18 protein-coding genes are annotated in these 18,611 nt (G+C 55.4%); 17 read left to right on the forward strand and 1 reads right to left on the reverse strand.

Annotated elements, in window-relative coordinates:
- The first annotated feature begins 46 nt into the window (after positions 1 to 46).
- The 6 genes from corC to ACVKSX_RS07650 all read left to right on the forward strand — a co-directional run bounded on the left by corC (position 47) and on the right by ACVKSX_RS07650 (position 6,217).
- Positions 47 to 928 carry a CNNM family magnesium/cobalt transport protein CorC gene (corC, locus tag ACVKSX_RS07625; protein ID WP_008925004.1) on the forward strand — a complete coding sequence of 294 codons (882 nt, stop codon included), beginning with the start codon at positions 47 to 49 and terminating at the stop codon, positions 926 to 928.
- A gap of 4 nt (positions 929 to 932) precedes the next feature.
- Positions 933 to 2,456, forward strand: coding sequence for an apolipoprotein N-acyltransferase (gene lnt / locus ACVKSX_RS07630; protein WP_010258955.1), 1,524 nt, complete (start codon positions 933 to 935; stop codon positions 2,454 to 2,456).
- Between the two features lie 440 nt (positions 2,457 to 2,896).
- Positions 2,897 to 3,793, forward strand: a complete 897-nt coding sequence (locus tag ACVKSX_RS07635; RefSeq protein WP_010258958.1) for an amino acid ABC transporter substrate-binding protein — start codon at positions 2,897 to 2,899, stop codon at positions 3,791 to 3,793.
- 280 nt (positions 3,794 to 4,073) lie between these two features.
- Positions 4,074 to 4,814 carry an amino acid ABC transporter permease gene (locus tag ACVKSX_RS07640; protein ID WP_010258960.1) on the forward strand — a complete coding sequence of 247 codons (741 nt, stop codon included), beginning with the start codon at positions 4,074 to 4,076 and terminating at the stop codon, positions 4,812 to 4,814.
- Positions 4,814 to 5,491: a glutamate/aspartate ABC transporter permease GltK gene (gene gltK, locus ACVKSX_RS07645; protein WP_010258961.1), complete on the forward strand. Its 678-nt coding sequence runs from the start codon at positions 4,814 to 4,816 to the stop codon at positions 5,489 to 5,491. The genes ACVKSX_RS07640 and gltK overlap by 1 nt, the downstream gene beginning before the upstream one ends.
- On the forward strand, positions 5,492 to 6,217 hold the full coding sequence (locus tag ACVKSX_RS07650; protein WP_010258962.1) for an amino acid ABC transporter ATP-binding protein: 726 nt from the start codon (positions 5,492 to 5,494) through the stop codon (positions 6,215 to 6,217). It begins immediately after the preceding gene.
- A 58-nt stretch (positions 6,218 to 6,275) separates the two neighbouring features.
- On the opposite strand, the gene ACVKSX_RS07655 is transcribed toward ACVKSX_RS07650, so the two are convergent.
- Positions 6,276 to 6,758, reverse strand: a complete 483-nt coding sequence (locus tag ACVKSX_RS07655) for a zinc ribbon-containing protein (protein WP_010258963.1) — start codon at positions 6,756 to 6,758, stop codon at positions 6,276 to 6,278.
- A gap of 222 nt (positions 6,759 to 6,980) precedes the next feature.
- Here ACVKSX_RS07655 and leuS point away from each other — a divergent pair, with 222 nt between their 5' ends.
- From leuS to ybeD, 11 genes are all read left to right on the forward strand, one after another.
- Positions 6,981 to 9,563 carry a leucine--tRNA ligase gene (gene leuS / locus ACVKSX_RS07660; protein WP_124889779.1) on the forward strand — a complete coding sequence of 861 codons (2,583 nt, stop codon included), beginning with the start codon at positions 6,981 to 6,983 and terminating at the stop codon, positions 9,561 to 9,563.
- A 14-nt stretch (positions 9,564 to 9,577) separates the two neighbouring features.
- Entirely contained in the window at positions 9,578 to 10,177 is a 600-nt protein-coding gene (gene lptE, locus ACVKSX_RS07665) for an LPS assembly lipoprotein LptE (RefSeq protein ID WP_010258965.1), read from the forward strand.
- Positions 10,174 to 11,205: a DNA polymerase III subunit delta gene (holA, locus tag ACVKSX_RS07670; protein WP_010671276.1), complete on the forward strand. Its 1,032-nt coding sequence runs from the start codon at positions 10,174 to 10,176 to the stop codon at positions 11,203 to 11,205. The genes lptE and holA overlap by 4 nt, the downstream gene beginning before the upstream one ends.
- On the forward strand, positions 11,198 to 11,842 hold the full coding sequence (nadD, locus tag ACVKSX_RS07675; protein ID WP_010671275.1) for a nicotinate-nucleotide adenylyltransferase: 645 nt from the start codon (positions 11,198 to 11,200) through the stop codon (positions 11,840 to 11,842). The genes holA and nadD overlap by 8 nt, the downstream gene beginning before the upstream one ends.
- A gap of 92 nt (positions 11,843 to 11,934) precedes the next feature.
- Complete coding sequence (rsfS, locus tag ACVKSX_RS07680) at positions 11,935 to 12,252, forward strand: ribosome silencing factor (protein ID WP_010258968.1); 318 nt, start codon at positions 11,935 to 11,937, stop codon at positions 12,250 to 12,252.
- Positions 12,253 to 12,255: 3 nt separating this feature from the next.
- Positions 12,256 to 12,726 (forward strand): 23S rRNA (pseudouridine(1915)-N(3))-methyltransferase RlmH, encoded by a 471-nt coding sequence (gene rlmH, locus ACVKSX_RS07685; protein ID WP_010258969.1) that lies wholly within the window; start codon positions 12,256 to 12,258, stop codon positions 12,724 to 12,726.
- A gap of 34 nt (positions 12,727 to 12,760) precedes the next feature.
- The gene (gene mrdA, locus ACVKSX_RS07690; RefSeq protein ID WP_010258971.1) at positions 12,761 to 14,665 is read left to right on the forward strand and encodes a peptidoglycan DD-transpeptidase MrdA; all 1,905 of its coding nucleotides are present in this window, start codon (positions 12,761 to 12,763) and stop codon (positions 14,663 to 14,665) included.
- Between the two features lie 8 nt (positions 14,666 to 14,673).
- Positions 14,674 to 15,786, forward strand: coding sequence for a peptidoglycan glycosyltransferase MrdB (mrdB, locus tag ACVKSX_RS07695; protein WP_010258973.1), 1,113 nt, complete (start codon positions 14,674 to 14,676; stop codon positions 15,784 to 15,786).
- A gap of 10 nt (positions 15,787 to 15,796) precedes the next feature.
- Positions 15,797 to 16,894 carry an endolytic peptidoglycan transglycosylase RlpA gene (gene rlpA, locus ACVKSX_RS07700; protein ID WP_354438515.1) on the forward strand — a complete coding sequence of 366 codons (1,098 nt, stop codon included), beginning with the start codon at positions 15,797 to 15,799 and terminating at the stop codon, positions 16,892 to 16,894.
- Positions 16,895 to 17,025: 131 nt separating this feature from the next.
- Complete coding sequence (gene dacA / locus ACVKSX_RS07705; protein WP_010258977.1) at positions 17,026 to 18,237, forward strand: D-alanyl-D-alanine carboxypeptidase DacA; 1,212 nt, start codon at positions 17,026 to 17,028, stop codon at positions 18,235 to 18,237.
- A 100-nt stretch (positions 18,238 to 18,337) separates the two neighbouring features.
- A complete protein-coding gene (gene ybeD, locus ACVKSX_RS07710) occupies positions 18,338 to 18,601 on the forward strand; it encodes a DUF493 family protein YbeD (protein ID WP_003854030.1) in 264 nt (87 codons plus the stop codon).
- The last annotated feature ends 10 nt before the right edge of the window (positions 18,602 to 18,611 follow it).

The raw sequence follows: 18,611 nt of genomic DNA on the forward strand, positions 1-18,611 counted from the left end.
TACTGACAGCACCTATTCCTCACCAGAGAGATCTATAAAAACCGCCATGAGCGACGACCATTCTCAAAACAGCGATGCACCCAGTAGTAAAAAGGGATTTTTCTCCCTGTTGATCAACCAACTCTTTCACGGTGAACCAAAAAGCCGTGATGAGCTACTGGAGCTGATCCGCGACTCGAATAACAAAGAGCTGATTGACCAGGACACCCGCGACATGCTCGAAGGGGTACTGGATATTGCGGAGCAGCGCGTGCGTGACATCATGATCCCGCGCTCGCAAATGATCACCCTGAAACGTAATCAGAGCCTCGAAGAGTGTCTGGATGTCATCATCGAATCCGCCCATTCTCGTTTCCCGGTGATCAGCGAAGATAAAGATCATGTGGAAGGGATTCTGATGGCGAAAGATCTGCTGCCGTTTATGAGCAGCGAATCTGAGCCTTTCAGCATTGAGAAAGTGCTGCGTCCTGCGGTGGTTGTGCCTGAAAGTAAGCGTGTCGACCGGATGCTGAAAGAGTTCCGCTCCCAGCGTTACCACATGGCGATCGTCATTGATGAGTTTGGCGGTGTCTCCGGTCTGGTGACCATTGAAGACATCCTGGAGCTGATCGTCGGTGAAATTGAAGATGAGTATGACGACGAAGAAGATCGTGATATCCGTCAGCTCAACCGTCACACCTTTACGGTGCGCGCACTGACCGCCATTGAAGATTTCAACGAGGTGTTTGGCACCCAGTTCAGCGACGATGAAGTCGACACCATTGGTGGTCTGGTGATGCAGGGCTTCGGTCATCTGCCCGCTCGCGGTGAAAGCATCGAGATTGAGGGTTACCAGTTCAAGGTGGCGATGGCTGACAGCCGCCGCATCATCCAGGTTCACGTGACTATTCCGGAAAATTCGCCACAACCTCAACTGGAAGACGAATAAGTCTATGGCTTTAGCCTCACTCTACCCGCGTCAGCGGGTTCGCCTGCTGCTGGCTTTAATAACGGGTGCACTTGGCACCCTCGCCTTTTCTCCCTACGATTTCTGGCCCGCTGCACTGCTCTCGCTGTGTGGTTTACAGCTGTTGACTCTTAACCGCTCCAGCCCGCAGGCCAGCGCCATTGGGTTTGTCTGGGGTTTAGGTCTGTTCGGCAGTGGCATCAACTGGGTTTATGTCAGTGTCGCCACCTTTGGCGGCATGCCTGGCCCGGTCAATGTCTTTATCGTAGCGCTGCTGGCGGCTTATCTGGCGATCTACCCGGCGCTGTTTGCCGGCGTACTGAATCGCATCTGGCCGCGAACGACGCTGTGGCGCCTGGCGCTGGCGGCACCGGCATTGTGGCAGATCACCGAGTTCCTGCGCGGCTGGGTGCTGACCGGCTTTCCGTGGCTGCAGTTTGGTTACAGCCAGATCGATGGCCCGTTAAAAGGCCTGGCCCCACTGGCGGGCGTAGAGACGCTGACCTTCCTGCTGATGGTGGTGGCTGGCCTGCTGGCTTATGCCCTGCAACAGCGCAACGTCAGAAGTCTGGTAGCAGCGCTGCTGCTGCTGGCATTGCCATGGCCGTTGCGCTACATCCAGTGGGTTCAGCCGATGCCCGAGCGGGCCGTCGAGGTGGCGCTGGTGCAGGGAAACATCCCGCAATCGATGAAGTGGGATCCGCAGCAGCTGCTCACTACCCTGCGCATATACAACGGTCTGAGTCAGCCGCTGATGGGCAAAGCGCCGATTATTATCTGGCCTGAATCGGCAATTACCGATCTGGAGAGTAATCAGCAGCCGTTCCTGCGTTCGCTGGATGACGAACTGCGTGAGCGCGGCAGTTCGCTGATCACCGGCATTGTGGACTCCCGGCTGGAGCAGAACCGATATCACGATTACAACACCGTAATCGTGCTGGGCGGTAAAGCGCCGTACAACTACTTCAGCGGCAATCGTTACCAGAAGAATCACCTGGTGCCGTTTGGCGAATTTGTGCCGCTGGCCGATCTGCTGCGTCCGCTGGCCCCGTTCTTCGATCTGCCGATGTCGGCATTCAGTCGTGGCAACTACCTCCAGCCGCAACTCAGCGTGGCGGGCTATAACCTGACCAGCGCCATCTGTTATGAGATCGTGCTGGGTGAACAGGTGCGGGCCAACTTCCATCCCGACACCAACTTCCTGTTGACCGTTTCGAACGATGCCTGGTTTGGTCACTCTATCGGCCCATGGCAGCACTTCCAGATGGCGAGGATGCGTGCGCTGGAACTGGGACGTCCGCTGTTGCGCAGCACCAATAATGGTGTGACGGCGGTGGTCAATGCCAGTGGTGATGTGGAAGCCATGCTGCCGCAGTTTACCCGCGATGTGCTGACCAGCAAGGTTACGCCAACGCAGGGAGAAACCCCGTATGCGCGGGCTGGCATCTGGCCAGTGTGGTCACTGACGCTGCTGGCGGCGGTGATAGCACTCCTGCGCCGTCGTCGATAACCTCCCCTCCTGTGCTCACTGAAGGCGAAGCACGTGCTTCGCCTTTTTCATGGTGACTCTCCGGTTTTTTTCACTCCCCACGCCGCACACTCTGCTGTCTTTCTAACCCATTACCTCTTTCTGGCACGATGATTGCAAAATGTTTCACTGCTTTTCGCAAACAGGCTGATTGCAGGCGCTGATGCCGGGCGGATTGCACCAAAACAATTGACGCTGCTGCACCATTAACGCGCAGGGTGAAAAAATTGCCTTTTTTTGGTGCGTATCACCTCGCAAAAAAGAAACTTTTTTGTTTCATTGCGTTAACAATCCGCTATGTTAATGACTCTTCTGCGCCCGTTTAAACCGCAGAATGAGCAGAAACGCAGCAGAAAACAGACACAACATCATAATCAGCGCAGGTTATATCCTGTGCCTTTTTCATACGAAGGAGTTGGAACATGCAACTACGCAAAGTGGCATTATCTCTTCTGCTGATCAGCGCAGCGGCGGGAGCGGCCCAGGCGGAAGATCTCAGCGGCACCCTGAAGAAGATCAATGACAATGGCGTCATTGTGGTCGGGCATCGCGAATCATCAGTTCCCTTTTCTTATTATGACAACCAGCAAAAAGTCGTCGGCTACTCACAGGCTTACTCAAACGCCATCGTTGAAGCGATTAAAGCAAAGCTGAACAAGCCTGATCTGCAGGTCAAAATGATCCCGATCACCTCACAAAACCGTATTCCGCTGCTGCAAAACGGCACCTACGATTATGAGTGTGGCTCGACCACCAATAACCTTGAGCGCCAGAAACAGGCCGCCTTCTCAGACACTATTTTTGTTATCGGCACCCGTCTGCTGGTGAAGAAAGATGGCCCGATCAAAGATTTCGCTGACCTGAAAGGCAAAACCGTAGTGGTGACCTCAGGTACCACCTCTGAAGTGCTGCTGCACAAACTCAACGACGAACAGAAACTGGATCTGCGCATCATCAGCGCAAAAGATCACGGTGACTCCTTCCGTACGCTGGAAACCGGTCGTGCCGTGGCCTTTATGATGGATGATGCCCTGCTGGCAGGCGAACGCGCCAAAGCCAAAAAGCCGGACAACTGGGAAATTCTGGGCACGCCACAGTCAAAAGAAGCCTATGGCTGCATGCTGCGTAAAGATGATCCGCAGTTCAAAGCGCTGGTGGATGAAACCATTGCTAAAGCCCAGACCTCTGGCCAGGCAGAAAAATGGTTCGACACCTGGTTCAAACAGCCGATTCCACCAAAGAACCTGAACATGAACTTTGAGCTCTCTGATGACATGAAAGCGCTGTTCAAAACACCAAATGATAAAGCACTGAATTAACAAAAAAATACCCAATGGATTTCAGATTGCATTGAGGCAGCAGAAAAATGACTCCCGATGAGCCTACTCCGGTAAGTTATTCGGGTGAGTGAATGTAGCCAACAAAAATGCAGCCTGAAAGACGACGGGTATAACAAGGGCGGCCTGGCTGCCCTCTCGATTGCTGAAACCGCGGCATGGACAGACAGACTGACACGGGTCGTTCCCCTGAGTCAGGAAATAAAACGCCGTTCATCAATCTTCAGGGTAGCTTAGCTACCCTTTTTTTCCGGAGCTCGTTATGGGTATCGATTGGAACTGGGGCATATTCCTCGAACAGGCCCCGTTCGGTAACACGACCTACCTCGGCTGGCTGTGGTCCGGTTTTCAGGTGACAATTGCCGTCTCCTGCTGCGCCTGGATTATCGCCTTCTGCGTGGGTTCATTTTTCGGCATTCTGCGCACCGTGCCTAATCGCCTGCTGTCGACCATTGGCACCTGCTATGTCGAACTGTTTCGTAACATCCCACTGATCGTCCAGTTCTTCTTCTGGTATCTGGTGGCGCCCGAGCTGGTGGGCGAAAAGCTTGGCATGTGGTTTAAGTCTGAGCTGGATCCCAACATTCAGTTCTTCCTCTCCTCGATGATCTGTCTTGGCCTGTTTACCGCCGCCCGCGTCTGCGAGCAGGTGCGCGCAGCGATTCAGTCACTGCCGAGTGGACAGAAGAATGCCGGTCTGGCGATGGGCTTAACCCTGCCGCAGACCTATCGCTATGTGCTGCTGCCGAATGCGTATCGCGTGATTGTGCCGCCGATGACCTCGGAAATGCTGAACCTGGTGAAGAACTCCGCTATCGCCTCCACCATTGGTCTGGTCGATATGGCGGCGCAGGCGGGCAAACTGCTCGACTATTCTGCCCACGCCTATGAATCCTTTACCGCCATTACGCTGGCCTACGTTGCGATTAACCTGGTGATTATGTTGTTGATGAGTCTGGTCGAGCGCAAAGTCCGGCTGCCAGGCAATGCGGGAGGCAAGTAATGTACGAGTTTGACTGGAGTTCGATTACACCCAGCCTGCCCTATCTGCTTAATGGCTTAGTGATCACCTTTAAGATCACGATTACCGCCGTGGTCTTCGGCATCCTGTGGGGCACTCTGCTGGCGGTGATGCGCCTGTCGACGTTTAAGCCTATCAGCTGGTTCGCTAAAATTTACGTCAACCTGTTCCGCTCAGTGCCGCTGGTCATGGTGCTGCTGTGGTTCTATCTGGTCGTGCCGAGTTTTCTGCAGCAGGTGCTGGGCCTGTCGCCCAAAACGGATATCCGACTGATTTCAGCCATGGTCGCCTTTTCGCTGTTCGAAGCGGCGTACTACTCTGAAATTATTCGCGCCGGCATCATCAGTATCTCGCGTGGACAGGGCAGTGCGGCTCTGGCGCTGGGCATGACGCAGTGGCAGGCAATGCGACTGATCATCCTGCCACAGGCGTTTCGCGCCATGGTTCCGCTGTTACTGACGCAGGGTATCGTGCTGTTCCAGGATACCTCGCTGGTTTATGTCTTAAGCCTGGCGGACTTCTTCCGTACCGCGTCCACCATTGGTGAGCGTGATGGCACCCAGGTTGAAATGGTTCTGTTTGCAGGTCTGGTCTACTTCGTTATCAGCCTGAGCGCATCGCTGTTGGTCAGCTATCTAAAAAGAAAAAGGACGGTTTAAATGATTAGCCTGAAAAATGTTTCTAAGTGGTATGGTCACTTTCAGGTGCTGACCGACTGCTCAACCGACGTCAAAACCGGTGAAGTGGTGGTGGTGTGCGGCCCGTCCGGCTCCGGTAAATCAACGCTGATCAAAACGGTGAACGGCCTTGAGCCGATTCAGCAGGGCGTGATTGCGGTGAACGGCACCGAGGTGAATAACAAAAAGACTAATCTTGCGCAGCTTCGCAGCCAGGTCGGGATGGTGTTCCAGCACTTCGAGCTGTTTCCGCATCTGAGCATTATCAACAACCTGGTTCTGGCGCAGGTAAAAGTGCTGAAGCGCGACAAAGCGGCAGCCCGCGATAAAGGGCTGAAGCTGCTGAAGCGTGTGGGTCTTTCCGCCCATGCTGAGAAGTTTCCCGGCCAGCTCTCAGGCGGTCAGCAGCAGCGTGTGGCGATTGCGCGAGCGCTCTGCATGGACCCTATCGCGATGCTGTTTGATGAACCCACCTCCGCGCTGGATCCGGAAATGATCAACGAAGTGCTGGATGTGATGGTTGAACTGGCACAGGAAGGGATGACGATGATGGTGGTGACCCATGAGATGGGCTTCGCCCGTAAGGTTGCCAATCGCGTGATCTTTATGGATGAAGGGAAAATTATCGAAGACACCAACAAAGATGACTTCTTTAATAACCCACAGTCTGAGCGCGCTAAAGATTTCCTCGCAAAAATCCTGCACTAAACCTGACGAACAGGCGGGTCACCCAGGGTGGCCCGCTTCATTTAGCTACGCCGCACTATCAGGGTTCAAACGGCTGACGCTGGAACTGATCGTTGCCGCATTCCGGACAACGTGACAGCGTTTCAGGCGTGTAGATTGCCCGGGTGAACTGGCATTTCTCACAGACCAGATTGCCCAGCCCCACCACTTCCCCGCTCTGATAAACCCCGTGATGATGCAGATCCTGGAAGACCTCTCGCCACTCCAGCTGACTTTTATCGGTGATATCCGCCAGCTCTTTCCAGACGCTCTCGCGGATGATGCGCATAAACAGTGAGTCCGCCAGCGGTTCTTCCACATCGGTGTAGCTGCGTGCAAACTCGCCCAGATCACGGCGCACTGAGCTGAGCGCCTGGTCAATCTCCTGTTCCGTCATATCATCACGCACCAGCAACTGGCTTCGTCGCCCGGCAATCAGCTCATCAAGGTTACGATCGCCCTGACGAAGACGTTCGGTCAATACGGCTAACGACTCGCGATATTCCTGAGCCACTTTATTCATTTTGTTCTCCTTTATGCAGACCCTCGCTGAACTAAGTTTAGTCGTAATGTTGCTTTTGCCGTGTCGTCTGTACAGTGAATTACAAAAGGGTGAAGGCTCTGACGCTTTCGGCAGAAATCGTGCCGGCAAAAGTGGGAAGTGTTGTTGATACGCGGCCTTATGGGTATGCTATGCGGATCTTAGAGCCAGAAAAATGTTTTTCATAAAGGACCACAGGCAGCCATGCAAGAGCAATACCGCCCGGAAGAAATTGAATCCCGTGTGCAGCAGCACTGGGATGAAAACGAAACGTTTAAAGTGACTGAGCAGGAAGGTAAAGAGAAATACTATTGCCTCTCCATGTTGCCCTATCCTTCTGGCCGCCTGCACATGGGCCACGTTCGTAACTACACCATCGGCGACGTAATCGCGCGTTATCAGCGTATGCTCGGCAAAAACGTACTACAGCCGATTGGCTGGGATGCTTTCGGCCTGCCTGCGGAAGGCGCTGCGGTGAAAAACAACACCGCTCCGGCCCCGTGGACTTACGACAATATCGCCTACATGAAAAACCAGCTCAAACTGCTGGGCTTTGGCTATGACTGGAGTCGTGAACTGGCAACCTGCCAGCCAGAGTACTATCGCTGGGAACAGTGGTTCTTTACCAAACTGTATGAAAAAGGCCTGGTCTATAAAAAGACCTCTGCCGTGAACTGGTGCCCGAACGATCAGACGGTGCTGGCGAACGAGCAGGTGATTGACGGCTGCTGCTGGCGCTGCGACACCAAAGTTGAGCGTAAAGAGATCCCGCAGTGGTTTATCAAAATCACCGATTATGCGGAGGAGCTGCTAAACGATCTGGATACGCTGGAAGAGTGGCCTGAGCAGGTCAAAACCATGCAGCGTAACTGGATTGGCCGCTCTGAAGGTGTCGAAATCACCTTCGATGTGGCTGACAGCGAAGAGAAGGTCACTGTCTACACCACCCGCCCGGATACCTTTATCGGCGCAACCTATGTTGCTGTTGCCGCAGGCCATCCGCTGGCGACCCAGGCGTCGGTCAATAATCCGGCGCTGGCTGACTTTATCGCTGAATGCCGCAATACCAAAGTGGCCGAAGCCGATATGGCGACCATGGAGAAGAAAGGCATGGCGACCGGCCTGTCTGTTGTTCATCCACTGACCGGCGAGCTTATCCCGGTCTGGGTTGCCAACTTCGTACTGATGGAATATGGCACCGGCGCTGTGATGGCGGTTCCGGCGCACGATCAGCGCGACTGGGAGTTTGCCACTAAATATGATCTGCCGATTAAGCCGGTCATCCTGAATCTGGATGGTTCCATTCCTGATGTCAGCATCGCGGCGATGACTGACAAAGGTGCGCTGTTCAACTCAGGTGAGTTTAACGGCATGGATCACGCCACCGGTTTTAACGCCATCGCGGATTTGCTGGCGGCAAAAGGCGTGGGCGTGCGTAAAGTGAACTACCGCCTGCGCGACTGGGGTGTCTCCCGTCAGCGCTACTGGGGTGCCCCTATCCCGATGGTGACGCTGGAAGATGGCACCGTCATGCCTGCACCAGAAGACCAGCTGCCGGTGATCCTGCCGGAAGATGTGGTGATGGATGGCATTACCAGCCCAATCAAAGCGGATCCGGAGTGGGCTAAAACCACGGTAAACGGCCAGCCTGCCCTGCGTGAAACCGACACCTTTGACACCTTCATGGAGTCTTCCTGGTACTACGCGCGTTATACCTGCGCCAGCTACAAGGAAGGCATGCTGGATCCGGCAGCGGCAAACTACTGGCTGCCGGTCGATCAGTATGTGGGCGGTATTGAACACGCCATCATGCACCTGATGTATTTCCGCTTCTTCCACAAGCTGCTGCGTGACGCGGGCCTGGTGAACTCCAATGAGCCAGCCAAACGTCTGCTGTGCCAGGGCATGGTGCTGGCTGACGCCTTCTACTACCTTGGTGCCAACGGCGAGCGTAACTGGGTTTCACCGGTTGACGTTGAGGTTGAGCGGGATGAGAAAGGCCGCATTGTTAAAGCCACAGACACGCAGGGCCGCGAAGTGATCTACGCGGGCATGAGCAAAATGTCGAAGTCGAAAAACAACGGCATCGACCCACAGCTGATGGTTGAGCGTTACGGCGCGGATACCGTGCGTCTGTTTATGATGTTTGCTTCACCGGCGGATATGACGCTGGAGTGGCAGGAGTCGGGCGTTGAAGGGGCGAACCGCTTCCTGAAACGTGTCTGGAAGCTGGTCTTCGAGCACACACAGAAAGGTGCGACCGTGGCACTGGATGTGGAGAGCCTGAATGACGAGCAGAAATCGCTGCGTCGCGATCTGCACAAAACCATCGCCAAAGTGGCAGATGATATTGGCCGTCGTCAGACTTTCAACACCGCCATTGCGGCGATCATGGAGCTGATGAACAAACTGGCACGCGCCCCGCAGGAAAGCGAGCAGGATCGCGCCCTGATGCAGGAAGCGCTGCTGGCCATCGTCCGTCTGCTCTATCCGTTTACCCCGCACGCCTGCTATGTTCTGTGGCAGACGCTGGGTGGCGAAGGCACTATCGATGAAGCGAGCTGGCCGGTTGCGGATGAAGCCGCTATGGTTGAAGATTCGCTGCTGGTAGTGGTTCAGGTTAACGGTAAAGTGCGCGGTAAAATCACCGTGCCAGCCGATGCAACACAGGAACAGGTTCAGGCACGCGCTGCGCAGGAGCATCTGGTAGCGAAGTATCTGGACGGCGTGACTATCCGTAAAGTCATTTATGTACCGGGCAAACTGCTTAACCTGGTCGTAGGTTAAGTTCAGGAGGAACTGTGCGACATCCGATTATCAGGCTGTTTGTCATGCTGGCGGTGGTGATCACCGCTGGCTGTGGTTTTCATCCGCGCGGCACCACTCAGGTGCCCAGCGAACTGAAAACCCTGATTGTTTCAACCGGCGATCCTTATGGGCCGCTGGCGCGTACTGTGCGTCAGCAGCTGCGTATCAACGATGTCAAAATTGTTGAAGACAGCAAACAGAATCGCACCGATATTCCAACGCTGCGCCTGGGGCCTGAATCCTCGGGCCGTAACACGGCTTCGGTCTTTATCAGCGGCACCACTGCCGAGTATCAGTTGGTGATGACCCTCACCGCACAGGTGCTGCTGCCGGGCAAAGGTATCTATCCTATCAGCACCACGGTTTATCGCTCGTTCTTCGATAACCCTAACGCTGCGCTGGCAAAAGATGCCGAGCAGGATCTGATTACGCAGGAGATGCGTCAGCGTGCTGCTGAGCAGCTGGTACGTAAACTGCTGACGGTACACGCCGCGCAGATCAACAGCAAAGAGACCTTACCGGCGTCAGTGATTCCGGTGCCGGGTCAGGGTTCACAGGAAGCGCCCACTTCCTCTGCTACCAGCCTGCAATGATCAGGATTTATCCTGAGCAACTCAGCGCGCAGCTCCGTGAGGGGCTGCGCGCCTGTTATTTGTTAGCCGGTAACGAACCGCTGCTGCTGCAGGAAAGTTCAGATGCGATTCGCGTCGCCGCAACCGCGCAGGGATTCGAAGAACATTTTAGTTTTACGCTGGATGCACAGACTGACTGGGAGAGCCTGTTTGTCAGTTGCCAGTCACTGAGTCTGTTTGCTCAGCGTCAGACCATGACGCTGCAATTCCCCGATAATGGCCCCAACGCCGCGATGGCAGAACAGCTGGTTAAGCTGTCGCAGTTGCTGCACGCCGATATTCTGCTGATCTGCCGGATGGCGAAGCTGACCAAAGCGCAGGAAAACAGCGCCTGGTTTAAAGCGTTGTCCGCCTCTGCGGTACTGGTGCCCTGTCAGACGCCTGAACAGGCGCAACTGCCACGCTGGGTCGTTAATCGTGCTAAGGCGCTGAAGTTATCGGTAGATGACGCGGCCGTGCAACTGTTGTGTTACTGCTACGAAGGCAATCTGCTGGCGCTGGCGCAGGCGCTGGAGCGGCTCTCGCTGCAGTGGCCCGACGGCAAGCTGACCCTGCCCCGGGTTGAAGAGGCGGTCAGTGATGCCGCGCACTTTACTCCTTTCCACTGGGTGGATGCCCTGCTGGCGGGAAAAAGCCGCCGCGCCCTGCATATTCTGCATCAGCTGGAGAAAGAAGAGAGCGAAGTGGTGATACTGCTGCGTACGCTGCAGCGTGATCTGCTGACGCTGCTGCATCTGCAACGCCACCAGACAGCGCAGCCGCTGCGTACGCTGATGGATCAGCAGCGCATCTGGCAGAATCGCCGTGCGCTGTTTACCGACGCGCTGCAACGAGTGGATGCCACGCGTCTGCAACGCGCCATTCATCTGCTGAGTCAGATTGAAATCACCCTGAAGCAGGATTATGGACAGCCGGTGTGGCCGCAGTTACAGACCCTGACGCTGCTGCTCAGCAGTCGTGCTTTTCCGACGAGCTTTGCCCATGTCTGAGTTACACGCACTGTTTGGCGGCACCTTTGATCCGATTCATTTTGGCCATCTGCGCCCGGTCGAAGTGCTGGCGCAACAGACCGGCCTGCAGCGTGTGACGCTGCTGCCCAACAATGTGCCGCCGCATCGTCCGCAACCGGAAGCCAGCGCTGCTCAGCGGGTTGCTATGCTGCGCTGCGCTATCCGCGACCTGCCGCTGTTTGAGATCGATACCCGCGAGCTGGAACGCGACACGCCGTCCTGGACCGTGACCACCCTGGAAGCCTGGCGCACCGAACGCGGTGCAGAGCAGCCGCTGGGATTTATTATTGGTCAGGATTCATTGCTGAGCTTATCAAAATGGCATCGCTGGCAGGATCTGCTGTCACTCTGCCATCTGCTGGTGTGCCAGCGCCCCGGCTATCCGACCCGGTTCGACTCGCCTGACATGCAGCGCTGGCTTGAGCAACACCTCGCTCAGGATATCCGGCAGCTGCATCAGCAGCCCGCAGGCCATATCTGGCTGGCGGACACCCCTCTCTATGACATTTCGGCCACGGAAATTCGCCGCCGTCGCCACCAGAATCAGCCCTGCGACGATCTGTTGCCCGCTGCGGTTATCGATTATATCGACCGCGAAGGCTTATATCGCGACTGATCCGGGCATGCTATACTACGCCGCTTAATTTTTTGGCTGCACTCTCCGGGCTTACAGCCGGCTCGTTACCACCAGATTCCAAGGGGAACCTTTTGCAAGGTAAAGCACTCCAAGAGTTCGTTATTGATAAGATTGATGATCTCAAAGGCCAGGACATTGTCACCATCGACGTTCAGGGCAAATCCAGCATCACCGATTTCATGATCATCTGCACCGGCACCTCCACGCGTCATGTGACTTCGATCGCAGAACACGTAGAGCAGGAGTCGCGTTTAGCAGGCCTGATGCCATTAGGCATTGAAGGTAAAAGCGCGGCAGACTGGGTCGTGGTCGATCTGGGTGATGTCATCGTGCATGTGATGCAGGAAGAGAGTCGCCAGCTGTATGAGCTGGAAAAACTCTGGGGCTAATCGGTGAAACTGCAACTTGTTGCCGTCGGCACGAAAATGCCTGACTGGGTGCAGACCGGTTTTATGGAATATCTGCGCCGCTTCCCGAAAGATATGCCGCTTGAGCTGACCGAAGTGACCGCAGGTAAACGCGGTAAAAATGCTGATATCAAACGCATTCTTGAAAAAGAGGGTGAAGCGATGTTAGCGGCGGTCGGCAAAGGCAATCGCATCGTCACGCTGGATATTCCTGGTCATCCGTGGGAAACCCCGCAGCTGGCACAGCAGATTGAACGCTGGAAGCTGGATGGTCGCGATGTCAGCCTGCTGATTGGCGGGCCTGAAGGCCTGGCCCCCGCCTGTAAAGCGGCGGCAGAGCAGAGCTGGTCACTGTCAGCATTGACGTTGCCCCATCCGCTGGTGCGCGTGCTGGTAGCCGAAAGTCTGTATCGGGCCTGGAGCATAACGACAAATCATCCTTATCATCGTGAATGACCGATCAGCCCACATCAGACATGACAAGTAGCGGATGAAATTACAAAGCAACGCCTTTCGCGATTACAGCGCCGAACAGAAACTCTTTGTCCGTCGGGCCTTTATCGCCTTCGTCGGTATCTTACTGCTCTCTTCAGTACTGGTGGTTAACCTTTACCACCTGCAGATCCTTCGCTTTGATGATTACAGCACCCGCTCCAACCAGAACCGTATCAAACTGGTGCCTGTGGCCCCCAGCCGCGGCATAATTTACGATCGTACCGGCACGCCGCTGGCGCTGAACCGCACTATTTATCAGGCAGAACTGGTTCCGGAAAAAGTTGATAATCTGCAACAGACCCTGGAAAACTTACGCCCGATTCTTGAGCTGACTGACGACGACCTCGAAAACTTCCAGAAAGAGCGTAAACGCTCGCGTCGGTTCACCTCTATCCCGGTTAAAACCGGTCTGAATGACGTGCAGGTCGCGCGCTTTGCGGTCAATCAGTACCGCTTCCCCGGCGTGGAAGTTAAAGGTTACCAGCGCCGCTACTACCCTTACGGTGCCACACTGACGCATGTGGTCGGCTACGTCTCAAAAATCAACGATCGTGACGTTGCACGCCTCGACAAAGAGGGCATATGGCCTAACTACGCCGCGACGCACGACATCGGTAAGCTGGGCATTGAAGCCTATTACGAAAATTTGCTGCACGGCAAAACCGGCTTTGAAGAGGTTGAGGTCAACAACCGTGGCCGGGTCATTCGCCAGCTGCATGAGGAGTCCCCTCAGGCAGGCCGTGATATCTATCTGACTATCGATCTCAAACTGCAGCAATATGTCGAGACCCTGCTGGCGGGCAGTCGCGCGGCCGTCGTGGTCAGCGATCCACGCACCGGCGAAATCCTCGCCATGGTCTCAACGCCCAGCTATGACGCCAACATGTTTGTCGACGGTATTTCCAGTAAGGATTACCGCGGCCTGCTGGAAGATGAAAACCGTCCGCTCTATAACCGTGCGATTCAGGCTGCCTATCCACCGGCTTCGACGGTTAAACCTTATGTGGCGGTCTCTGCCCTGAGTGCTGGCGTGATTAACCGTAATACCAGCCTGTTTGATCCTGGCTGGTGGCAACTTCCTGGTTCAGAAAAACGCTTCCGCGACTGGAAAAAATGGGGCCACGGGCGTCTGAACGTCACCAAAGCGCTGGAAGAGTCTGCCGACACCTTCTTCTATCAGGTTGCCTATGACATGGGCATCGACCGTTTGTCGGAGTGGATGAATAAATTTGGTTACGGCAGCCGTACCGGCATCGATTTACCGCAGGAGAGCGCCGGTAACATGCCGACCCGTGACTGGAAACAGAGACGCTTTAAAAAGCCGTGGTATCAGGGCGATACCATTCCGGTGGGGATCGGACAGGGTTACTGGACCGCTACGCCGTTGCAGATGAACAAAGCGATGATGATTCTGATCAACGACGGCGTCGTCAAGGTGCCGCATATGCTGCGCGCCACCCGCGAAGGCCGCACCCTGGTGCCCTATCGCCAGCCGCCTGAAGCCCCGATTGGTGATATCCATTCCGGCTACTGGGAAATTGCCAAAGATGGCATGTATGGCGTGGCGAACCGGCCCAACGGCACCGCGCACAAGAGCTTCGCCGATGCGCCCTATAAAATCGCCGCCAAGTCCGGTACGGCTCAGGTCTTTGGCCTGAAAGAGAACGAAACCTATAACGCCCATAAAATTGCTGAACGATTACGCGACCATAAATTAATGACCGCGTTTGCCCCTTATGACAAACCTCGGGTCGCCGTGACCATTATCCTGGAAAATGGTGGCGCCGGTCCGGCTGTCGGCACCGTCATGCGCCAGATTCTGGATCACATTATGTTGGGTGATAACAATACAGTCCTGCCGGACGCCGCTCCTGTGCCGCCCGGTTATGAAGGTGAATAAACATGTCGATGCAAGATAGTCCGCAGAAACGTTCGATCTGGATGCGCATCCACATCGATCCGCTGTTTATGCTGATCATTCTCGGCCTGCTGACCTACAGCGCTGTGGTGATCTGGAGCGCCAGTGGTCAGGACCCCGGCATGATGGAGCGTAAACTCGGTCAGATCGCGATGGGGCTGGTCATCATGATTGTGCTGGCGCAGGTACCGCCGCGCGTCTATGAAGGCTGGGCGCCCTATCTTTATATTGTCTGTGTCATTCTGCTGGTGGCGGTGGATGCCTTTGGGCAGATCAGTAAAGGCGCTCAACGCTGGCTCGATCTCGGCTTTGTGCGTTTTCAGCCCTCTGAGATTGCCAAGATAGCGGTGCCTTTGATGGTGGCGCGCTTTATTAACCGCGATGTCTGTCCGCCAACGCTGAAAAATACCGGCATTGCGCTGATTCTGATCTTCCTGCCCACCCTGCTGGTGGCGGCACAGCCCGATCTCGGCACCTCGATTCTGATTGCCGCCTCCGGCTTGTTTGTGTTGTTCCTCTCGGGTATGAGCTGGAAACTGATTGGCGTAGCCGTGTTGCTGGTCGCCGCCTTTATCCCGATTTTGTGGTTTTTCCTGATGCACGATTATCAGCGTGACCGCGTGATGATGCTGCTCGACCCGGAAACGGACCCGCTGGGTGCGGGTTATCACATTATCCAGTCGAAAATTGCTATTGGCTCAGGAGGCCTGCGCGGTAAAGGCTGGCTGCAGGGCACCCAGTCTCAGCTGGAGTTTTTGCCGGAACGTCATACTGACTTTATCTTTGCGGTTCTGGCCGAAGAGTTAGGCCTGGTTGGCGTGCTGCTGCTGCTGGCCCTTTATCTGCTGCTGATCATGCGGGGATTGGTGGTGGCAGCCCGGGCGCAGACCACCTTTGGCCGGGTAATGGCGGGCGGTTTAATGCTGATTTTATTCGTTTATGTTTTCGTTAACATTGGCATGGTTAGTGGTATCTTACCGGTAGTTGGCGTGCCGCTGCCGCTGGTCAGTTATGGCGGCTCCGCGCTTATCGTGCTTATGGCGGGATTTGGCATTGTGATGTCGATCCACACTCACCGAAAAATGTTATCTAAAAGTGTCTAAGAGGCTGCAGATGCGTAAGGAATGGCTTGGCGTTGCACTGGCATCACTGGTTCTGGCGGCCTGTACCACGCCGGAATCCCAAAATACGGCGCCGCCGCAACCGGCTTACAATGGACCGGTGGTGGAGATTCCAGGCGTTGAGCCACGTTATGAGCCGATCAATCCGGGCACCAGCCAGGATTACAGCGTGAACGGCAAAAATTATCGCGTCATCAAAGATCCGTCGAACTACAGTGAAGTCGGCCTGGCCACCTGGTACGGTGAAGAGGCGCAGGGCAACCGCACCGCCACCGGCGAAGCCTACGATCCTGATGCGCTGACCGCGGCCCACCCTACTCTGCCGCTGCCGAGCTATGTGCGCGTGACCAATATCGCGAATGGCCGTCAGATTGTGGTGCGCGTTAACGATCGCGGCCCTTACACGCCAGGACGCATTATCGACCTGTCGCGGGCTGCCGGTGACCGCCTGAATATCTCCAACAATTCGCGCGTGCGGGTTGATTACATCAAGGTCGCCCCAGACGGCACGCTCTCTGGCCCCGGCACCATCGGGACCGTCGTGGCAAAACAGAGCTACTCTCTGCCTGCCCGTCCGGACCTGAGTGGTGGCGCGGTGATGAACGGCGGCAGCGCAGCCCCCTCAGAGCCGCCTGCGCAAAATGTTGAGGCCATCAGCAACAGTACGCTGCAAAGCGGTGACAACATGGGCGCGCCGGTGCAGAGCAGCGGCTTTCTTGGTGCACCCCAGCCATTAGCAACCGGCGTACTGGAAGGTAATGAACCGCCAGCCGCCGCACCCGCCAGTTCCGCACCGGCAGTCAGCAATGCTGCTCCCGCAGCAGCCAGCGCCGCGCCTGCAGCCAGCAGTGGTGGTGCCGACGGATATGTGGTGCAGGTCGGTGCGCTGAATGACCCGGCGCGTGCCCAGCAGATGATGAAAAGCCTGAGCCAGCGTTATGGCGTGCCCGGTAAGGTAGAAGACGCGGGCAACAATGTGTATCGCGTTCAGCTCGGCGGTTACGCCTCCCGCGCCGAAGCGGCTGCGCTGCAACAGCGTCTGAGCAGTGAAGGCCAGGCCGCCTCATTTATTACTAACACGCGTCGCTGAACCGTTTGTCAGACAGCTGCACGTTACGTCTGCTAACAACCCAATCATCACGTCCGGTGCCAGTTAATCTGGCATTGGGTATGATGAGTGACATTTTCAACCTCAAACTCACGGATGTTGTAGTCCTACACATGAACACGCTGAAATCATCTCGTTTGCTGAAACGCCTGACAGTGGGATCACTGATCGCTTTCTCTCTCAGCCATGCTGCTATTGCTGATGACGTCAATCTCAAGACCATGATTCCGGGCGTGCCGGACATTGATGCCGAAGCGTACGTCCTTATCGACTACAACTCAGGCAAAGTGCTGGCAGAGAAAAATGCCGATGCACGCCGCGATCCTGCCAGTCTGACCAAGATGATGACCAGCTATGTCATTGGTCAGGCCGTTAAAGCGGGTAAAATTCATCAGGACGATATGGTCACCGTCGGCCCGGATGCCTGGGCGACCGGCAACCCGGTGTTCAAAGGCTCCTCGCTGATGTTCCTGAAGCCAGGCGACCGCGTGCCGGTCTCTCAGCTGACCCGTGGGATTGTGCTGCAGTCCGGTAACGATGCCTGTGTTGCGATGGCTGACTATGTCGCTGGCAGCCAGGATGCGTTCGTTAATCTGATGAACAATTACGTCAAAGCGATTGGCCTGCAGAATACCCACTTCCAGACCGTTCATGGTCTGGACGCGGAAGGTCAGTACAGCTCCGCGCGCGATATGGCGTTGATCGGTCAGGCGCTGATCCGTGACGTGCCGGAAGAGTATGCTGTCTATAAAGAGAAAGAGTTCACCTTCAATAATATCCGTCAGATGAACCGTAACGGTCTGCTGTGGGATACCAACCTGAATGTGGACGGCATCAAAACCGGTCATACCAACTCAGCCGGTTACAACCTGGTGGCGTCTGCGACTGAAGGCCAGATGCGCCTGATTTCTGCTGTGATGGGCGGTCATACCTATAAAGGCCGTGAGACCGAGAGTAAGAAACTGCTGACCTGGGGCTTCCGTTTCTTTGAAACCGTGGCGCCACTGAAAGCGGGCAAAGAGTTCGCCTCTGAGCCAGTCTGGTTCGGCGATAACGACCGTGTGCAGCTGGGCGTGGAAAAAGATGCTTACCTGACCATCCCACGTGGCCGCATGAAAGATCTGAAAGCCAGCTATGTGCTGACCAACACGGAACTGCATGCACCACTGAAGAAAAATCAGGTGGTCGGCAGCATCAACTTCCAGCTGGATGGCAAGACTATCGAACAGCGTCCACTGGTGGTGCTGAACGAGATCTCTGAAGGAGGTTTCTTTGGCCGTATCGTTGATTACATCAAGCTGATGTTCCATCACTGGTTCGGTTAAGCGTGGCGGGTGATTGAAAAATCACCCCTTCGCCCCCATTACACGATATTATGTTGCTCCCGCTCAGGCGGGAGCCTGTTTTTTATGCACCGGAGTTAATATGAAAACCAAACTGAATGAGCTGCTCGAATTTCCTACCCCATTTACCTACAAAGTAATGGGTCTGGCACAACCGGAGCTGGTTGATCAAGTGGTTGAAGTGGTGCAACGCCATGCGCCAGGCGACTACAGCCCTGAAGTTAAGCCGAGCAGCAAAGGCAACTATCACTCCGTCAACATCACTATCACCGCCACCCACATCGAGCAGGTAGAACGCCTGTACGAAGAGCTGGGCAACATCGAAATTGTGCGGATGGTACTGTAATTTACGGGTC

The sequence above is a fragment of the Pantoea sp. PvP021 genome, assembly GCF_054056055.1.